General features: G+C 44.2%; 18 protein-coding genes. 9 read left to right on the forward strand and 9 right to left on the reverse strand.

Annotation, left to right across the window (positions count from 1 at the left end; genetic code table 11):
* Positions 1-57 precede the first annotated feature (57 nt).
* Positions 58-1,644, forward strand: coding sequence for a cation:proton antiporter (locus AB4585_RS06145; RefSeq protein WP_372074675.1), 1,587 nt, complete (start codon positions 58-60; stop codon positions 1,642-1,644).
* A gap of 235 nt (positions 1,645-1,879) precedes the next feature.
* Positions 1,880-3,550: an asparagine synthase B gene (asnB, locus tag AB4585_RS06150; protein WP_102320162.1), complete on the forward strand. Its 1,671-nt coding sequence runs from the start codon at positions 1,880-1,882 to the stop codon at positions 3,548-3,550.
* Between the two features lie 78 nt (positions 3,551-3,628).
* On the opposite strand, the gene rfaH is transcribed toward asnB, so the two are convergent.
* Positions 3,629-4,135, reverse strand: coding sequence for a transcription/translation regulatory transformer protein RfaH (gene rfaH / locus AB4585_RS06155; RefSeq protein WP_017068990.1), 507 nt, complete (start codon positions 4,133-4,135; stop codon positions 3,629-3,631).
* A gap of 501 nt (positions 4,136-4,636) precedes the next feature.
* Between rfaH and AB4585_RS06160 the strand changes: the two genes are divergently transcribed.
* Positions 4,637-6,022, forward strand: coding sequence for a peptide MFS transporter (locus AB4585_RS06160; protein ID WP_372154957.1), 1,386 nt, complete (start codon positions 4,637-4,639; stop codon positions 6,020-6,022).
* Positions 6,023-6,112: 90 nt separating this feature from the next.
* Here the strand turns inward: AB4585_RS06160 and hemH are convergent, their stop codons facing one another.
* From hemH to htpG, 3 genes are all read right to left on the reverse strand, one after another.
* Positions 6,113-7,075, reverse strand: a complete 963-nt coding sequence (gene hemH, locus AB4585_RS06165; protein WP_017068992.1) for a ferrochelatase — start codon at positions 7,073-7,075, stop codon at positions 6,113-6,115.
* 277 nt (positions 7,076-7,352) lie between these two features.
* Complete coding sequence (adk, locus tag AB4585_RS06170; RefSeq protein ID WP_017062200.1) at positions 7,353-7,997, reverse strand: adenylate kinase; 645 nt, start codon at positions 7,995-7,997, stop codon at positions 7,353-7,355.
* Positions 7,998-8,386: 389 nt separating this feature from the next.
* On the reverse strand, positions 8,387-10,291 hold the full coding sequence (gene htpG, locus AB4585_RS06175) for a molecular chaperone HtpG (protein ID WP_017062201.1): 1,905 nt from the start codon (positions 10,289-10,291) through the stop codon (positions 8,387-8,389).
* Between the two features lie 270 nt (positions 10,292-10,561).
* On the opposite strand from htpG, the gene AB4585_RS06180 reads away from it, so the two are divergent.
* The 3 genes from AB4585_RS06180 to AB4585_RS06190 all read left to right on the forward strand — a co-directional run bounded on the left by AB4585_RS06180 (position 10,562) and on the right by AB4585_RS06190 (position 12,446).
* The gene (locus AB4585_RS06180; RefSeq protein ID WP_017063403.1) at positions 10,562-11,473 is read left to right on the forward strand and encodes a transcriptional regulator; all 912 of its coding nucleotides are present in this window, start codon (positions 10,562-10,564) and stop codon (positions 11,471-11,473) included.
* Between the two features lies 1 nt (position 11,474).
* The gene (locus AB4585_RS06185; RefSeq protein ID WP_017063402.1) at positions 11,475-11,990 is read left to right on the forward strand and encodes a regulatory protein ToxS; all 516 of its coding nucleotides are present in this window, start codon (positions 11,475-11,477) and stop codon (positions 11,988-11,990) included.
* 135 nt (positions 11,991-12,125) lie between these two features.
* Entirely contained in the window at positions 12,126-12,446 is a 321-nt protein-coding gene (locus AB4585_RS06190; protein ID WP_017062204.1) for a SelT/SelW/SelH family protein, read from the forward strand.
* Positions 12,447-12,470: 24 nt separating this feature from the next.
* Here AB4585_RS06190 and yfcE read toward each other — a convergent pair whose 3' ends face one another.
* The 5 genes from yfcE to AB4585_RS06215 are packed head-to-tail and all read right to left on the reverse strand — an operon-like array spanning position 12,471 to position 15,333.
* The gene (yfcE, locus tag AB4585_RS06195) at positions 12,471-13,016 is read right to left on the reverse strand and encodes a phosphodiesterase (protein WP_017068995.1); all 546 of its coding nucleotides are present in this window, start codon (positions 13,014-13,016) and stop codon (positions 12,471-12,473) included.
* Between the two features lie 47 nt (positions 13,017-13,063).
* Complete coding sequence (locus tag AB4585_RS06200; protein ID WP_017062206.1) at positions 13,064-13,471, reverse strand: CBS domain-containing protein; 408 nt, start codon at positions 13,469-13,471, stop codon at positions 13,064-13,066.
* Complete coding sequence (locus tag AB4585_RS06205; protein WP_017062207.1) at positions 13,468-13,818, reverse strand: P-II family nitrogen regulator; 351 nt, start codon at positions 13,816-13,818, stop codon at positions 13,468-13,470. Before AB4585_RS06205 ends, AB4585_RS06200 begins: the two co-directional genes overlap by 4 nt.
* Positions 13,808-14,602: a DUF1538 domain-containing protein gene (locus AB4585_RS06210; protein ID WP_017062208.1), complete on the reverse strand. Its 795-nt coding sequence runs from the start codon at positions 14,600-14,602 to the stop codon at positions 13,808-13,810. The genes AB4585_RS06205 and AB4585_RS06210 overlap by 11 nt, the downstream gene beginning before the upstream one ends.
* Positions 14,599-15,333, reverse strand: coding sequence for a DUF1538 domain-containing protein (locus tag AB4585_RS06215; protein ID WP_017072437.1), 735 nt, complete (start codon positions 15,331-15,333; stop codon positions 14,599-14,601). The genes AB4585_RS06210 and AB4585_RS06215 overlap by 4 nt, the downstream gene beginning before the upstream one ends.
* A gap of 289 nt (positions 15,334-15,622) precedes the next feature.
* On the opposite strand from AB4585_RS06215, the gene AB4585_RS06220 reads away from it, so the two are divergent.
* The 3 genes from AB4585_RS06220 to AB4585_RS06230 all read left to right on the forward strand — a co-directional run bounded on the left by AB4585_RS06220 (position 15,623) and on the right by AB4585_RS06230 (position 18,659).
* Positions 15,623-16,537 carry a TIGR01777 family oxidoreductase gene (locus AB4585_RS06220; protein ID WP_372056258.1) on the forward strand — a complete coding sequence of 305 codons (915 nt, stop codon included), beginning with the start codon at positions 15,623-15,625 and terminating at the stop codon, positions 16,535-16,537.
* Between the two features lie 43 nt (positions 16,538-16,580).
* Complete coding sequence (locus AB4585_RS06225; protein WP_372154958.1) at positions 16,581-17,408, forward strand: SDR family oxidoreductase; 828 nt, start codon at positions 16,581-16,583, stop codon at positions 17,406-17,408.
* Between the two features lie 396 nt (positions 17,409-17,804).
* Positions 17,805-18,659, forward strand: a complete 855-nt coding sequence (locus tag AB4585_RS06230) for a co-chaperone YbbN (protein ID WP_372154959.1) — start codon at positions 17,805-17,807, stop codon at positions 18,657-18,659.
* The last annotated feature ends 168 nt before the right edge of the window (positions 18,660-18,827 follow it).

Consider the following 18,827-nt stretch of genomic DNA (forward strand, 5'->3'; position numbering starts at 1 on the left):
CCGTGTTTGTATAAACACGGCCCGTTTTTTTAAGCTAGGGAACTACAACAACAAGTTATGGAACTTATATTAATATCCACTGCGTTTATCGCAGGATTTATTGCTTTAAAGTGTCACCTTCCCCCATTAGTTGGTTTTTTGGTTGCAGGCTTTGGGCTTTTTGCCTTTGGCTTTGAAACCAATGACACCATCATTACTTTAGCTGACCTTGGTGTCACGCTGCTTCTATTTACTATCGGCTTAAAGCTCGATATCAAAACCCTACTCTCTAAAGAGATCTGGGCTGGCGCGACAATCCACAACCTTTTGTCCACTCTGTTTTTCGCCGTCGCCCTGTTTGGCTTTAAGTTCTTAGGTATTTCATCGCTAGCTGCCATGTCGGTAGAACAGATCGTTCTGCTCGGTTTTGCTCTTTCATTCTCTAGTACTGTATTTGCGGTTAAGACTCTGCAAGAGAAAGGCGAAATGAATGCGACCTACGGAACGTTAGCGATTGGTATCTTGGTCATGCAGGATATCTTCGCCGTAGTATTCTTAACGGCTTCTACGGGCAAAATACCTGAGTGGTATGCAATTGCTCTGTTTGCCCTACCCTTATTACGCCCACTGTTCTACAAAGTGCTCAATTGGGTTGGTCACGGTGAGATGCTGGTTCTTTCCGGCATCTTCTTCGCATTAGTCGTCGGTGCTGGTTTATTCCATTTGGTTGGTGTGAAACCAGATTTGGGGGCTCTTGTTCTAGGTATGTTACTTGCTGGTCACCCAAAAGCCTCAGAATTATCAAAGTCGCTGTTTAACCTTAAAGAACTTTTCCTTGTCTGTTTCTTCTTGAATATTGGTCTGTCAGAGCAACCAACCATTCAAGGCTTTATGCTCGCAATCTTGTTCTTGCTGATGCTGCCAGTGAAAGGTGTTCTCTACTTCTTGGTACTCAACCGCTTCAAGTTCCGTGTTCGAACGTCTCTACTTGCCTCGCTATCACTGTTTAACTATAGCGAGTTTGGCCTCATCGTTGGTGGTCTCGCCTTCAAGATGGGTTGGATGTCGGGTGATATCTTAGTTGCCGTTGCCATTGCAGTTTCACTGTCTTTTCTAATCGCTGCTCCTTTAAACCGAGCTGGTCATAAGCTTTATCAGCAGTCAGGTAAATGGCTAAAAGAGCATGCGTCAGAAAAGCTTCACCGACGTGATAAGCGAATTGACCCTGGTCGTGCCCAAGTGCTTATTCTAGGTATGGGCCGAATTGGTACCGGTGCTTATGACGAATTACGTACTCGCTATGGCAAGGTCAGCCTAGGTGTAGAAGTGCGTGAAGAAGCCGCGCACAACCACAGAAGCCAAGGCAGAAACGTGATTTCTGGCGACGCGACTGACCCAGATTTCTGGGAGCGAATTCTAGATACAGCAAACGTAAAGCTGGTGATTTTGGCAATGCCTCACCACCAAGGTAATCAAACCGCTTTAGAACAATTAAAGTCACGTAACTTTAAAGGCCAAATTGCGGCTATTGCTGAATATCCCGATCAACTCGAAACACTGAAAGAGAATGGCGTTGATGCGGCATTTAACATTTACAGCGAGGCTGGTAGTGGTTTTGCTCGCCACGTTTGCGAACAGTTAAATCCAAATATCAATAAAATCTAGTATTAGACAGTGTTCAACTAAACCTCTCAAAACTGCCTATTTTTCGCACTTTTGAGAGGTTTTTGTTTAAAAAACCAACCGCAATTAAACATCACACACCAAAAGCACATAAAAATTAGATAATTTCTAACAGAACACCCTTTATATTATTTTTTTGCTCACATCCGGTTGCTTTTTTTAGCCAGAATGGCAAATTGAATGCAGTTGATTTGGAAATTATTTAAAAGGAAGTTCTATGTGTTCAGTATTTGGCATTCTCGACATTAAAAGTGATGCCGCAACACTTCGCCCTATTGCTTTAGAAATGTCTAAGAAGCTTCGTCACCGTGGTCCAGACTGGTCTGGTATCTATGCTGGTGAAAAAGCAATCCTTGCTCATGAACGTCTTGCTATTGTTGGCTTGAACAGTGGTGCTCAACCACTATACAGTCAAGACAAAAAGCACATTCTTGCAGTAAACGGTGAAATTTATAACCACAAAGAACTTCGTGCACGCTATGAAGATAAGTACCAGTTCCAGACTGATTCTGACTGTGAAGTTATCCTAGCGCTATACCAAGAGATGGGTGCAGACCTTCTAGAAGAGCTTAACGGTATTTTCGCATTCGTTTTATACGACGAAGAGAAAGACGAGTACCTAGTGGGCCGCGACCATATTGGTATCATCCCGCTTTACCAAGGTTACGATGAGCACGGCAACTACTACGTGGCTTCAGAGATGAAAGCATTGGTTGAAGTATGTAAGACGATCAGTGAATTCCCTCCAGGTAGCTTCTACTCTTCGAAAGATGCTGAACCTCAACGCTACTACATCCGCGATTGGAACGAGTACGCTGCGGTACAAGGCAACAGCACAAGCAAAGAAGAACTGACTGAAGCGCTAGAAGCAGCCGTTAAACGTCAACTAATGACTGACGTTCCTTACGGTGTACTTCTATCTGGTGGCCTGGATTCATCAATTACTTCAGCAGTTGCAAAACGCTTTGCGGCAATGCGTATCGAAGATGATGAGCAATCTGAAGCTTGGTGGCCACAACTGCACTCGTTCGCTGTTGGTCTTGAAGGCGCACCAGACCTTATCGCTGCTCGTGAAGTTGCGGACAAGATCGGAACTGTGCACCATGAGATGACTTACACTATTCAGGAAGGCCTAGACGCAATCCGTGACGTTATCTACCATATCGAAACTTACGATGTAACGACGATTCGTGCATCAACGCCAATGTACTTGCTGGCTCGTAAGATCAAAGCGATGGGCATCAAGATGGTACTTTCAGGTGAAGGTGCTGATGAAATCTTTGGTGGTTACCTGTACTTCCATAAAGCGCCAAACGCGAAAGAGTTCCACGAAGAGACAGTACGTAAACTGCTTGCTCTAAGCATGTTCGACTGTGCTCGTGCAAACAAATCGCTAGCGGCATGGGGTGTTGAAGGCCGTGTACCATTCTTGGATAAAGAGTTCATCGATGTCGCAATGCGTCTGAACCCTGAAGATAAGATGTGCGGTAACGGTAAGATGGAGAAACACATCCTGCGTGAGTGTTTTGAAGACTACCTACCAGATTCAATCGCATGGCGTCAAAAAGAGCAGTTCTCTGATGGTGTTGGCTACGATTGGATTGATACATTGAAAGCAACGGCTGAAGCAAAAGTAACGGATCAACAAATGGAAGCTGCTAAGTTCCGTTTCCCTTACAACACGCCAACAACCAAAGAAGGTTATGCTTACCGTGAAATCTTTGAGGAGCTATTCCCTCTAGAATCTGCGGCAGAGTGTGTACCTGGTGGTCCTTCAGTTGCTTGTTCATCAGCGAAAGCGATTGAGTGGGATGAGTCATTCAAAAACTGTGTCGACCCATCAGGCCGTGCAGTACAAGCCGTTCACAACGATGCTTACAACGCTTAGAGCGTTTTGAACAAATCCTAAAGACTAAAAAAGGCGCATTATGCGCCTTTTGTTTTAAGCCTATTTTTATTACTGCAGTTATGCGCGAGCTTGTAGTGCTTCGTTCTCAATACTGATTGGAACGACTTGGCTGATCATTTTCACCAGCATAATCGATCGAGCCTCACCGTCTTTCTGATCGAAAATAGCTTCAACCCCAGCAAATTGGCCACTCTGAATCTTAACTACCTGTCCAGATTCAAACTCAACACAACAATCTTCCACTTCGTTACTGCAGCACTTCTCAAACTCTTTAAGTTCAAACACCAAGTCTCCTTGGACCTCGTGCGGCAGTGAACCGAACTTAATAAAGTCCACAACGCCACGTGTTGAACGAACGGTCGTGAAGCTAGGACCTTGCTCATAGTCGAAGCGAACAAAGATGTAAGACGGAAACAGCGGTTCTTTGACCTGCTTTTCTTTCCCTCTCACCACCTTTTCGACTTCTATTTGAGGGTAAAAGCACTCTACCCCCTGATTCTCTAAGTGCTGCTGAGCGCGTTTTTGATCACCACGCTTACAGTAAAGCAAATACCAACGTTTCATTTGACTAGCCATTTTATATTTTTAGATATTTTACCACATGCCTAAAACGGTTAAATCACCATTAATAAAATGAATCGTTGCTAACGAAAAATAATGCGTAGCAGACCAATTTATCAACAAAAAGTTATAGGTGTCGGAGTGGTTAAGCATTGTACAGAGATCATTTAGAGATCAAAAGACTCATTGTTGTAAGCATATGTATACCCCACCTAATGCGCATGCCACTCCCTTCAAACTCAAAATGATACACCAGAGCAATATATCTAAAGATTTTAATTCAACACAACTTTAATGAAGGTTATTAACCAACCAACTCAAATCTGGAAAATTAGTTTGCAGCACATCTAAAATGGGCAACATTAAAAATAAAGATATTTAATATCAACATCTTAGTTAAACCAAGTTGTCGTGACCATAAAATAAGTCTATTGCAGACTTTTATCCCACTGTGTATACATGAATGACTATAAAATCTTTTAATACCTAAAATTAGTAAAACTTATGCCAAGCAACCACAACATCTTTGGCCACCCTAGAGGCCTATTTCTACTTTTTAGCACAGAGCTATGGGAACGTTTCTCTTACTATGCGATGCGTGCCATCCTTGTCTTATTTTTGACTGACACTACCCTCAACGGTGGACTGGGTTGGTCAACGAAAGACGCAATCGATCTCTACGGTATTTACACCGGCTTAGTCTACATCACACCATTAATTGGTGGCTGGATTGCCGATAACTACCTAGGTCAGCGTAAATCAATTATGATTGGCGGTGTATTGATGGCACTTGGCCAATTTACACTGGCTCTACCTAACGGCTTCATCGGTTTAGACCAAGTGAACGCGCTGTACCTTGGTTTAGCTCTGCTAATCAGTGGTAACGGTATGTTTAAGCCGAACATCTCAACCATGGTTGGCGATCTGTACCAAGAAGGCGATAACCGCCGTGACGGTGCTTTCACCATTTTCTACATGGGCATCAACTTAGGTGCGCTGCTTGGTGGCTTAATTTCAGGTGCTGCTGTCGATTCATTCGGTTGGAAAGCAGGTTTCCTAGCCGCTGGTATTGGTATGGTTATTAGCTTGATCATGCAAGTGACAATGGCTCAGTCTTGGTTGGGCAACATCGGTTCTGTACCTGCTGCTGCAAGAGCGAAAGCACTAAACAAATCTAAAGAAAAAGCGCCACTGACCAAAGAAGAGTTCGACAGACTAAAAGTGATTCTTATCATGGGTCTGTTCGTGATTGTTTTCTGGGCGGGCTTTGAACAAGCTGGCGGCCTAATGAACATCTACACTCAACAATATACTGACCGTATGATTGGTGGCTTTGAAGTTCCTGCTGCGTGGTTCCAATCTTTGAACCCATTCTTCATCATTACACTTGCTCCAATCATTGCTGCGTTCTGGGTGAAACTGGGTAAGCGTGAACCCAACTCTCCTGTTAAGTTTGCAATGGCATTGTTCTTCTTAGCACTGGGCTTTGTGTGCATGATGGGCGCGGTAATGGAGCAAGGCGGTGACCTAACCGTGAAAACATCAATGCTATGGCTAGTCGGTGCTTTCTTCTTCCATACCCTTGGTGAGCTTTGTCTATCGCCTATTGGCCTGTCGTTGGTCACTAAGTTAGCTCCGCTTCGCCTAGCATCATTGATGATGGGTGCATGGTTTGGCTTCAATGCGGTGGCAAACTACGTGGCAGGCCTGGTCGGTTCTCACGTTGGTGAGCTTGGTGCTATGTCAATCTTCAGTGGTATTGCTATCACAGCAACGGTGAGTGCCATATTACTGCTGCTTTGTGCTGGTAAGCTTGTATCATGGATGCATGGTGTAGAAACCAACATGACGCTTGAAGCAGAACCAAAAGCAGAAACTTCGGTCGCTTAATAGCTAGATCGATTTCAAGAAGAAACATCAAGATCAAAAAGGGCTGCTCAATGAGCAGCCCTTTTGTTATCTATTCAATCGCCATATCAGTTAGCGATGAAGCGCCACTAGTTCAGCCATCATGTCGATGTGTGAGTCTCTGTCGTTCAGACACATAATGTAGCTAAAGTCCGAACCACCAGCGTCAATGAACGTCTCTTTACACTGGTCTGAAATCTCTTCCAACGTTTCCAAACAGTCAACCGAAAAGGCAGGTGCCATGATGTCGATCTTCTTGATGCCTTTACTCGGCAGTGACTCAAGTGTCTCGTCAGTGTATGGCTTCAACCACTCTTCTCGACCAAATCGCGATTGGTATGTCATGGTGATATCGTCCGCTAACAAACCTAACTCTGCCGCAAGCAGCTTTGTTGTCGCTTCACAATGCTGAGGGTAGATATCGCCTTCATCAGCCAGTCGCTTCGGAATACCGTGGAAAGAACACACTAAATGATCGGCTCTGCCATTTTTATCCCAATGACTGCGGACGCTTTCAGCCAATGCTTTTGCATAGCTTGGGTGCGCGTAGTAGTCGCGAATAAAGCGATAGCTCGGGATAACTGGCATCTGCTTAAAGGCTTTGGTTAAACCATCAGAAACCGCCGCTGTGGTTGTGCCAGAGTACTGCGGATATAAAGGCAGTACGATGATGTCCTCAACGCCCTGCTCCATCAGTTGCTCAACACCAGTCTTTAGGCTTGGGTTGCCATAGGTCATACCCAGTGCAACAGGCATCTCTAGTTTTTTCTGGAGCTTTTCAGCTTGTCTTTGAGAGTACACAAGCAGTGGTGAGCCCTCATCCATCCAGACAGACTGATACAGCTTAGCAACTTTAGGCGAGCGAATCGGTAAAATCACGCCATGTAATATAGGACACCAAAGCCAACGCGTTAGGTTTACAACTCGCTTGTCGTGTAAGAATTCACTCAAAAATCGACGAACGCCAGCGGGGGTCGCCGCATCTGGCGTTCCTAAGTTCACCAGTAAAACGCCCTGCTTTTTATTATTTTCCATAGATACCTGAGACCAATATGTGATTTTCTGGAAAGTAATATACTAATCTGCATAAGTTTAAGATCATTGCGCCTCAATGAAAGTCTGAATAATCATTCTTCATATGAGATACACAAAATCCACTCTCAATTGCTAGCCACTGCCGTCGGGTCTGAACCGTTCTGAATCATGTGCAATCAAGTTATATAGATTGGTATCGTACTAAAAATTGAAACAAAAAAAGCGACCCTTAAGGTCGCTTCCAATATATCAAATTCTAAAACTGGCTGTTAGCCAATTATGCTAGTGCTTTCTCAAGTTCTGCACTAACTTCAGCAACTTGCTTAGTACCGTCAAACTTAAGGTACTGAGTGTTACCTGCTTCAGCTTCTTTACCGTAGTAAGAGATTAGCGGAGCTGTTTGATCGTGGTATACACCTAGACGTGCACGAACTGTTTCTTCTTTGTCGTCATCACGTACCACTAGGTCTTCACCCGTTACGTCATCTTTACCTTCTTCTTTAGGCGGATTGTACACAGTGTGGTATGTACGACCAGAAGGAAGGTGAGCACGACGACCAGCCATACGCTCAACAATCACATCGTCAGCTACGTCAAATTCAACAACGTAATCAACAGCGATGCCCATTTCTTTTAGGCCATCAGCTTGTGGGATTGTGCGTGGGAAACCGTCTAGTAGGAAACCTTTCTCACAGTCATCTTGAGCGATACGCTCTTTGATAAGACCAAGGATAATTTCATCAGAAACTAGCTGACCAGCGTCGATTACTGATTTTGCTTGCTTACCAAGCTCAGTACCCGCTTTGATAGCAGCACGTAGCATGTCACCAGTTGAAATTTGAGGGATACCAAATTTGTTCATGATGAAGTTAGCTTGAGTACCTTTACCCGCGCCAGGAGCACCTAGAAGAATGATGCGCATGTTTAATCCTCTTATAAAATTATGATTTATACCGAAGCTCACTATCCCTCCATTCTTGCTCATTTTTAGGATGAACAGAAAGCGTTAAGTAACCATTGAGGCTAAGCAAAACTGTGAACAGAAGCAAAACGGTAAGTTTCGGTATAACGTTTAAAAATCATACAACTGGAGATAGTCGCTTCTTAGCCCCAGCTGATTAGGTCGAGCATTCTATCACATTAATATTCAATTTGGCTGAATTTACGACTAAAGAATGCATCGACAACATTTGTTGTGACGATAACGGTGACGTTGACCACGTTAGGTCAATTTTCAACGACGTTCATAAAAAAAAGCCCGCATTTGCGAGCTTTTTATTGTAATTGTTGGCTTAACCTAAAGTCGAAAGACTAACGCTTTGTTAGTAGCTCGTTGATTGCACCCAAGAATTGTGACGGATCTTCCATTGAGCCCTTTTCAGCCAGCATCGCTTGACCAAGTAGCAACTCAACCCAACGACCAAACGCTTGCTCGTCTGCTTCGTCAGCCATCTGTTTAACCAGTGCGTGCTCAGGGTTAATCTCGAAGATGTACTTCACTTCCGGTGCCGCTTGACCCGCAGCTTCAAGAAGCTTCGCCATTTGCGTGCCCATTTCGAAGTCGTCAGTCACAACAACCGCAGGTGTCGTTGCTAGCTTGAAGGTCGTACGAACTTCTTTAACACGACCACCTAGGTAAGATTGAGTACGCTCAACAACAGATTTGAACTCTTCTTCTGTCTCTTTTTGCTTCTCTTTCTCTTCTTCACCTTCAAACTTGCTTAGGTCTAAGCCTGCTTTAGTGATCGATTGGAACTGTTTACCGTCGAAGTCAGTCAGGTAGTTCATTACGTACTCATCAATACGATCGTACATTAGAACCACTTCAATACCTTTAGCTTTGAACTGCTCCAAGTGTGGGCTGTTCTTAGCGGCAGCGTAGCTATCTGCTGTCAGGTAGTAAATCTTATCTTGGCCTTCTTTCATGCGCTCAACGTAAGATTCTAGGCTGATGGTTTGTTCAGCAGAATCCACTTCCGTTGACGAGAAACGAAGTAGACCAGCGATCTTCTCTTTGTTCGCCATATCTTCAGCCGGGCCTTCTTTCAATACTAGGCCGAACTCTTTCCAAAACTCTAGGTACTTATCATTGTCATTCTTCGCCATGCGCTCAAGCATAGTCAGTACACGCTTGGTACATGCGCCACGAAGAGACTGAGTTACCTTGTTGTCTTGCAGGATTTCACGAGACACGTTCAATGGCAGATCGTTTGAGTCAATCAAGCCACGAACGAAACGCATGTAAGATGGCATGAACTGCTCTGCGTCATCCATGATGAATACACGCTGCACGTAAAGTTTCAAGCCACTCTTGTGGTCACGGTTCATCATGTCCCAAGGTGCTTTCGCTGGGATGTAAAGCAGGCTTGTGTAATCGTTCTTACCTTCAACCTTGTTGTGGCTCCAGGTTAGTGGATCAGCAAAGTCGTGAGATACGTGCTTGTAAAACTCTTGGTACTCTTCTTTCTCGATATCAGATTTGTTGCGAGTCCAAAGCGCTTGCGCCTTATTGATCTGTTCCCAATGTTTCTCTTCGGTGTCTTTACCTTCGTCATCTTTCACTGCTGTGAAGATAGAAACAGGAATACCGATGTGGTCAGAATATTTACCAATCACTTCACGCAGACGCCACTCATTTAAGAACTCTTTACCGTCTTCACGCATGTGCAGAACGATGTCAGTACCACGAGACTCTTTAGTGATGTCTTCGATTGTGTAATCGCCTTCACCTGCAGAGTGCCACTGAACAGCTTCATTGTTCGGCAGGCCAGCTGCACGTGTGCGAACCGTTACCGCGTCTGCGACGATGAATGCAGAATAGAAACCCACACCAAATTGACCAATCAGTTGAGAGTCTTTGCTTTGGTCTTCAGACAGCTTTGAGAAAAAATCTGCAGTGCCTGACTTAGCAATCGTACCTAAATGCTCAATAACGTTGTCGCGGCTCATACCGATACCGTTATCAGAAATGGTTAACGTGTTTGCTTCCGCGTTGAAAGAAAGTTTTACACCTAGATCTGCATCACCTTGGTAAAGGTCACCGTTCGATAGAGCTTGAAAACGAAGCTTATCAGCCGCGTCAGATGCGTTAGAGATCAGCTCACGTAGAAAGATTTCTTTATTTGAATACAGTGAGTGAATCATTAGATGAAGTAGTTGTTTTACTTCAGATTGAAAGCCACGAGTCTCTTTATTTTGCGTTGCCGTTTCGCTCATTTTTACTCCAAAACATCTATACTTTATGTTGAATAATCATAGGGGCGTAACACTTGATGCCACTCTTCTGTTCATTAACATGAGGATGACAAATGTAAATTCAAGGTCAAAAATCATAAAAACACTGTTTTTTTTATCTGTTTTTATTATCCTTGAGCCTGATAAATATAAAAGAACATAAAATAAGCCATGATTTGGTGAAGAATTAACGGAACTTCACCTGAGATTTGTCTATTTCGCCCCCAAAACAATCCAAAATAGAAGAATTCAATGAGTAATATCGGCACAAAGTTTATTCTCGCACAACGGTTCGTATTCGACCCAAACAGCAATTCACTTGTCGATCAAATGAGCGACGGTGAAGTCGTACGTCTTGGTAGCAATGAAAGCCGCATTCTCTTGATGCTGTCAGAAAGGCCTAATGAAGTTATCACTCGTAATGAATTGCATGAGTATGTTTGGCGAGACCAAGGCTTTGAGGTGGATGACTCAAGCTTAACGCAAGCCGTATCGACTCTGAGAAAGATGCTCAAAGACTCGACTAAATCTCCTGAATTCGTAAAGACAGTACCGAAGCGCGGTTACCAATTTATTGCGACCGTTGAGCGCTCTGCGCCACTGTCATCAAATGATCAGCCAGTAGCCGCTGAAATTGCAGAAAATGACGTTGAACCTATCCTAACGTTTGCAACGCCTGCAGCGACTGAACAAGCAATCACTGACACATTTGAACCTGAGCCAATTACAAAAGTTCAACAAACTAAAGTGGCAGTAGAACCAGCAACCGCTCCTGTTGTAGCTCCGGCTAAAAGCACCAATAAATGGTTAACATTTTGGTTACTGCTTGCCGCTTTCATCATGCCGATTCTCGTTTTAACGTTTACTACCCCGGTGGAGTCCGAGTTCACGGTTTTGACTGAAGTGGATGGTGTAAAGGTTCAATCACCGGTTAACCACCCAGACCTCAGCAGTTGGCTGCCAGCAATAGAAAAGTGTGTATTAAGTTACAACACGAGTCACACTGGTGTGTTAAAGCCGGCTGAAGTGATCGCTACAGGAGGACAAACCAATAACCTTGCCCTCAATTACATTCACCCGCAAGATTACTCGAGCGAAAATGTAACCCTAAGAATTTACGCAAACCAGTCGGATGTAAACGACATTTGTAACGGTGGTAAGTAACATGAAATTAAAAGTATCGATTATCTTACTGGTTCTATCGGCATTTTTGAGTGGTTGGCTATATTGGAGCAGCAATGCAAAAGTAGAGCGCTTGCTCACTCAGCATGAATGGCAGTCGAGAATGGTGACGCTGATTAGCGATAACAAGCAAGCTGACTCAATCGGCCCACTTCGTAGAGTTGAACTATCATCGAATGCGAAATACCTACCAAATGGTACATATTTAAGAATGTCAGTGGTTAGACTTTACGGTAATCAAACTGAGCCTGCGAATGTCATCAACATCTCTGAAACGGGTCAGTGGGATATTAACGATAACTACTTACTGGTTTCGCCAACGGAGTTTAAAGATGTGACCTCGGCTCAGCGCCAAGACTTTTCAGAAGAACAGCTAGAGCTGATCACTCAAGTCATTAAGATGGACGCAGAGCAAAGCCGCCGCATAGATATTGTTAACCCGAAGGCACTGCTACTGACTAGCTTAAATCATGGTTCTACCGTATTGTTTTCAAACTAAGATTGGATCGCTATTTACTGTTTATGAATAGCTGAATACCATGAAACGGTAAACCAATAGAAAAAAGGGGCATGAAGCCCCTTTTTTGTTAGCCGTTGGTATCAAATTACGGATGTAGCATTTTAAGGATTAACCATGAAAACGGAACAACCTAATCTGGCGCCAGCGAAAGAGACAGCAACAAAAGCCACAATCGCGATACACTATTGCCGTCAATGCAATTGGATGCTTCGCTCTAGTTGGTTATGCCAAGAGCTACTGCATACCTTCAGCGAAGAAATTGAACAAGTGAGCTTACACCCAGACACAGGAGGCAGGTTCGAAATCTTTTGTAATGGTGTGCAGATTTGGGAAAGAAAAGCAGATGACGGTTTTCCAGAGGCGAAAGTTCTGAAGCAAAGAGTACGAAACATCATTGCTCCAGACAGAGATCTCGGCCACGTGGACTCAAAATAAGCCTTTCACAGCCGATCCAATGATTTAAAGCTGACCACTCACGAGAACATCACCTTCAAGGCTAATGACTTTGAAGGTATTGTTTTCATAGATGCCATAGCTTGCCGCGTGTCCCTCTCGTGGGAATGTCACCGAGCTAGGGTTAAAGATAAAGATGTCATCTTGGTATTCGGCGACAGGAATATGGGTATGACCGTGTGCAATGATATCGCCCGCCTTCAACGCAGGGCGTTTATTGGTGTTGTACAAATGGCCATGCGTTAGGAAGATACGCTGGCCTGATTCTAATAGCACCCACGAGTAATCCATCATCATTGGAAAAGACAACAACATCTGATCCACTTCGCTATCGCAGTTACCACGAACGGCAATGATCTCTTGAGAAAACGCATTCAACTTATCTGCAACCGCCGGCGGGTTGTATCCTTCTGGAATCGGATTTCTTGGTCCATGATTCAGAATGTCACCCAATAGAACTAAATATTGCGCACCAGATGCTTGGTAGAGTTCTAATACCTTTTCTGTTGCTGGCAGCGAACCGTGTAGGTCTGAAGCAAAAAATAATTTCACACGTACTTCTCCATAAAATTTATGAGCCTATTGTACGTATCTAAATGCTACACGTCATCTCTCGCCATACCATTGATCACGATATTATTGTAACTAACCATACCGACTATCTTGTTATCACGAACTACTGGCGCACGACTGATACCAAAGCGTTCAAACAGGCGAGCGCAATACTTTACGTTCATCTCAGCAGACACGCTTAGCGCTGGCTTGGTCATGATCTCATAAACATTGGTTCGCTTTGGAGATCGGTTCTTAGCCAGTACTTTCTTGGCAATGTCATTCATCAATACGATGCCGTATTCGTCATCTTCGTGGCGTTTATCGACAATGATTGCCTTCACTTTGTGCTTTTTAGCCATCTCTATCGCTTCTAACACCGTGGTTAGCCCATCGATAATCACATACGTATTGGCCATGACATCGCCTACTCGGATCTTTTCACTGGTACTCATAGCTCATCCTCCACAACCTTTGTTAACGTCTCGACTTGATGCGCAACCCCGACTGCGTCTTCGATATCGATCTGCACCGCTATACCTTGTCCTGACTCCTGGTCAAACTCACCGACTTCGCCAATAGTTTCAAGAATATGCCTCGCTAAGTGTTCCTCAACCACAAACAGCAACACATCTTTTTGCACCTCTAACGTTAAGCCGAAGAAGGTGGTTTTTTGGTTTAAGCCTTGCCCTCTGGCGTTATTAATCACCGTTGCTCCAGTCGCGCCCGCATCACGCGCGGCATCGAGCACAGTGTCGGTCTTGCTCTCTTCTACAAACGCTAGGATAAGTTTAAAGCGCATCTTTGCTCTCCTTAGAGGTATGTAAACGGTTTAACCATTGTGTTATTTGGGCATAGCCCATCACTGAAATGATGGGAAATAAGCTGGCAAAGGCGATCAATCCAAAGCCATCAATGACAGGATTTCTTCCTGGTACGGTTGAAGCAAGTCCAAGCCCGAGCGCCGTTACTAAAGGGACTGTCACCGTTGATGTAGTGACGCCACCCGAATCGTAGGCTAATGGGATAATGAGTTTTGGGGCGTAAAAGGTTTGAATGACCACGACGACATAACCAAAAATGATGTAGTAGTGGATCGGGTCACCCGCAACGATACGGTAGCTGCCCAGTGAGATACCGATAGCAACGCCCAATGCCACGGCGATCCTCAGCCCATTGACGCTGATACTGCCACCGGAAACTTGGTTCGCCTTAATCGCTACAGCAATCAAAGAGGGCTCGGCTATCGTGGTGCTGAAACCAATACAAAACGCGAAAAGATAGACCCAGTAATAATCAAACCAAGCCAAAGCAAGACCAGAACTGATCTTAAACTCAGTCAAAAAACTTGGCTCGGTGAGTTGCATTGCCATCGTCTCCCCTAGAGGGAATAACGCGAGTTCCAATCCCATCAAAAAGAGTGATAAGCCAAGAATGACGTAGAAGAAACCGATCAGCACTTTGGCTAGGTTATTGACTGGCTTTCGTAATACCGCCAACTGAAAACCGAAGATGATGATCGCAATCGGGATCACATCCATCACAGTGCCGAGAAAGGTGTCGATAAATTGTTGAACACTGATCATGTCACCACCATCCCGTACACCATGACAAACATCATCGGCAGCAACGAAGCAAACGCGATCAACCCAAAACCATCTATCATCGGATTACGCCCTTTAATTGCCGAGGCTAAACCCACCCCTAACGCAGTTACTAATGGGACGGTGATCGTCGATGTCGTTACTCCACCAGAGTCATACGCAATTCCAATGATGTTTTCCGGAGCAAATGCAGTGAGCACGACCACTCCAATATATCCACCGATGATCATGTACTGGATTGGCCAACCTTTTAAGATTCTCAGCACACCGAGTAAAATAGCGATACCGACTGACAGTGCCACAGTAAAGCGCAGGCCATTGGCATACTGCTCCATTTCATCTAACGTATTGGGGATTACACCTCCCTCAGCTGCCACTTCTGCGGCTTCGGCAGCGACTGCGGTTAACGCTGGCTCGGCTATGGTGGTACCAAAACCCAAACAAAAAGCGAAGATCAATAACCAGAACACACTCCCCTTTCTGGCAAATGCTTGAGCCATCGATTCGCCAATTGGAAACAACCCCATTTCAAGGCCAAAGATAAAGAAAGTGAGTCCAAAAACGACGAGCACTAAGCCAGTCAGAATAGATAAAAGATGAGGAAGTGGCTCTTGTAAGACAGCAAGCTGGAAGAAAGCGATTACCGCCACGATTGGCAATAGATCCCTCAGGCTACCTAACATGGATCGAAACAAAGCAAGCACCGCCGTCATCGCAATTCCTTGTCGCTGATTATGAATTAATAATAATCATGGCAAATCCTTATCATTGCTTATGTGACAAATATTACGCAGTTGGTAACATATCCGAGTAAAGTGCATAAGTGTGATGACGGTACACATCCTGACTTGATGAATTTAATTTCACTCCTTTGTAAATTGAAAAAGGCGTAATTTGGGCATCACACGATTGAAACCTTATGATCGTTATAGTGATTTTTTCGTATTGATTGGCGACTAAAAACAAGCCATGTCTATAATTATGTTTAATAGGGAGATTGGTATGAAGATATTGTTAACGGGTGGTACTGGATTTATTGGCTCTGAATTGGTCAAGAGTTGGAACACTGACGACGTGACATTGCTGACGCGGAGTCCTGAAAATGCCAAGCAAAACCTAAATCACCTCAACCAGAACAACCTTCATTACATTCAATCCCTTGATGAGCTCAGTGATCTCAATGACTTTGATGTGGTGGTCAACCTCGCGGGTGAGCCGATTGCCGATAAGCGTTGGAGTACAGAACAAAAAGAGAGGATCTGTAACAGCCGCTGGCACATCACTGAAAAGCTGGTCGAATTAATTCATGCCAGTAGCAACCCGCCACACGCTTTTATTAGCGGATCAGCCGTGGGTTACTATGGCGATCAACAGCAGCACCCGTTTGACGAGTCACTGCAAGTAGAAGATGAAAGCTTTCCTCATAAAGTCTGTGCCCACTGGGAAGAGATAGCCAAGAGAGCACAATCAGAAAGCACACGCGTGATACTACTGCGAACAGGGGTTGTACTTGGCGAGAATGGCGGCGCACTCAAGAAGATGCTATTGCCTTATAAACTCGGCGTCGGTGGTCCAATAGGTTCAGGTGAGCAGTACATGCCATGGATTCACATTCTCGATATGGTGAGAGCCATCAATCACTTGTTGTCACTCCCCCACGCTCAAGGGGAATTCAATATGTGTGCCCCTCACCCTGTGACCAACAAACTGTTCAGCAGCACGTTAGCGAAACAATTAGGCCGACCGCATTTCTTATTCACGCCGAAATGGGCAATGTCGATTCTCATGGGGGAATCATCTTGTTTGCTATTTGACAGCATTCGCTCCAAGCCGAAGAAACTCACTGAGATGGGATTCATCTTTAGTTACTCAAGAATCGAGCCAGCACTAAAAAACTTGTTACAACATCAAGACTAATTCTTTACCCTAGAGCGATAGAGACTCTAATAAAGGATTAAGTGTGAACAAGTCGATTCTGATTACCGGTTGCTCAACAGGTATTGGCTATACATGTGCTCATGCACTTCAAAAGCGTGGTTTTCATGTCATTGCATCTTGTCGTGATCCACAAGATGTTCAACGCCTTCAAGATGAAGGCCTCACCTGTATTCAATTAGATCTTTCCAACCAAGAAAGTATTGAGCATGGCGCCAAGCTTGCTATTGATCTCGCACCTAATGGATTGTATGGATTATTCAATAACGGTGCTTACGGTCAAGCAGGGGCACTAGAAGACTTACCGACCCAAGGACTCAGAGAACAATTCGAAACCAACTTCTTTGGTTGGCATCATCTCGTCTGTCAGATCCTTCCGCACATGCGCGAGCGTGGCGAAGGTCGAATCGTACAAAACAGTTCCGTATTAGGTTTTGCAGCCATGAAGTATCGTGGTGCTTATAATTCTTCTAAATTCGCGATTGAGGGTTGGACAGATACCTTACGATTAGAACTGCATGGCAGCGGTATACAGATCTCATTACTGCAACCAGGGCCAATTGAGACTCAATTTAGAACCAATGCCTTGAAAGCGTTCAATAAATGGATCAACATTTCTGGCAGCGCCCACCAAGACGCTTACCAACAACAAAAAGATCGACTCGAAAAAGAATCATCGAATAACGCTTTTGTCCTGCCTCCAGAAAGTTGTATTGAGCCGGTATTCCATGCTCTCACCGCCGACAAACCCAAGCTAAGATACCGAGTTACGACCCCGACTAAAGTGTTCGCGGTATTGAAAAGGATTCTACCGAGTCGCTTGCTAGACCCTATTTTGAGAAAAGCTGCATAAATTACTAACTTTGAATGCAGAGTCGCAAACTTTAATGTAACGATGTAATTTTTCCGTAACAATAAGATGTCATGATTATCCTATCCCATCAGTTATTCCCAATTGATGGTTCTACTCTGGAAATCTCATGACTTTAAACCGCCTTAATTGGGTAGGTGTGGGTCTGGCGATTACGTTGTTTATTCTGTTTTGAGTATCTCACGCAACGCCTCACTGACTACCTCGATGATAACGCTATGCCTTCCATGTTGAGATAACAATTATATCAACATCGAAGCATAGCGTTTTTCTATTTTTGGTTCTTTTTATCCGAGATAACCGAGTTAGATCTTGAAGTTACCGACTAATCCCCCCATATTTGCAACGTATCCACAAAACAAACCTCAAGGAACGTAAATGCAATCTCCGCATATTGTTGAACTTAATGAGCAGAACTTTCGTCAAGTATTAGAAGGTTCGATGCAGACCCCTGTACTCATCCATTTTTGGGCACCAATGAGCCAAGAGAGCGCCCAAGTCATTCCTGAACTGCAAACTTTAACTCAGCAATACAACGGTGCCTTCACCTTAGCCCTGCTCAATTGCGAACAAGAGCAAGCTATTGCTAGCCAGTTTGGTGTTCAAGCACTGCCCACTATTGCACTGTTTGTTAATGGTCAGCCAGTCGATGGGCTCGGTGGCCCTCAAAGCATAGAAGCTATTGTCGATATGCTCAGCAAACACCTTCCTAGCCAAGATGAACTTACTTTGCGTCAGGCTCTTGAGCAAATGCAAGCTGGCGAGCACACACAGGCACTAGCAGCAATGCAGCAACTTCCAGCAGAGCTGACGAATAAAGGTGAAGTAAAACTGGCGATCGCAGAGTGTTTGTTAGAAACGCAACAATTTGACCTTGCTGAAACTCAGCTAGCAACTATCCCTCTTGAGTACCAAGACAACTACTACAAAGGCTTAGTTGCAAAGCTTGAACTTCATAAACAAGCAGCAGACAGCCCTGAAATACAAGCATTAGAAGCAGCTCTTCAGCAAAATCCGAGCGACGCTAAAACAGCATCTGAATTAGCATTGCAATATCACCAAGTGAACCGCAGTGAAGAAGCTATGGATCTATTATGGTCTTTCCTAGCCAAAGATCTTAATGCTCTCGATGGTGACATGAAGAAAGAGTTCATGGACATCTTGAGTGCGCTTGGACAAGGTAACCCAGTTGCCAGTAAGTACCGTCGACAACTGTACTCTCTGCTTTACTAGTTAAACCTAAAAAGCCGTAGATTAAACATCGAAAATTGACAATTCAATCAATTAGTTTATCGCATAATAGAATGTAAAATGGGCCATAAAATCAATGATTTATGGCCCATTTCTCGTTTATAAATTTGCTCAGAATTTAAATATGAGCCAGTATCAATACTGAACTAT

Origin of the sequence: Vibrio sp. 10N.222.49.C9, assembly GCF_041474985.1 — a bacterium.
Classification (GTDB): domain Bacteria; phylum Pseudomonadota; class Gammaproteobacteria; order Enterobacterales; family Vibrionaceae; genus Vibrio; species Vibrio crassostreae_C.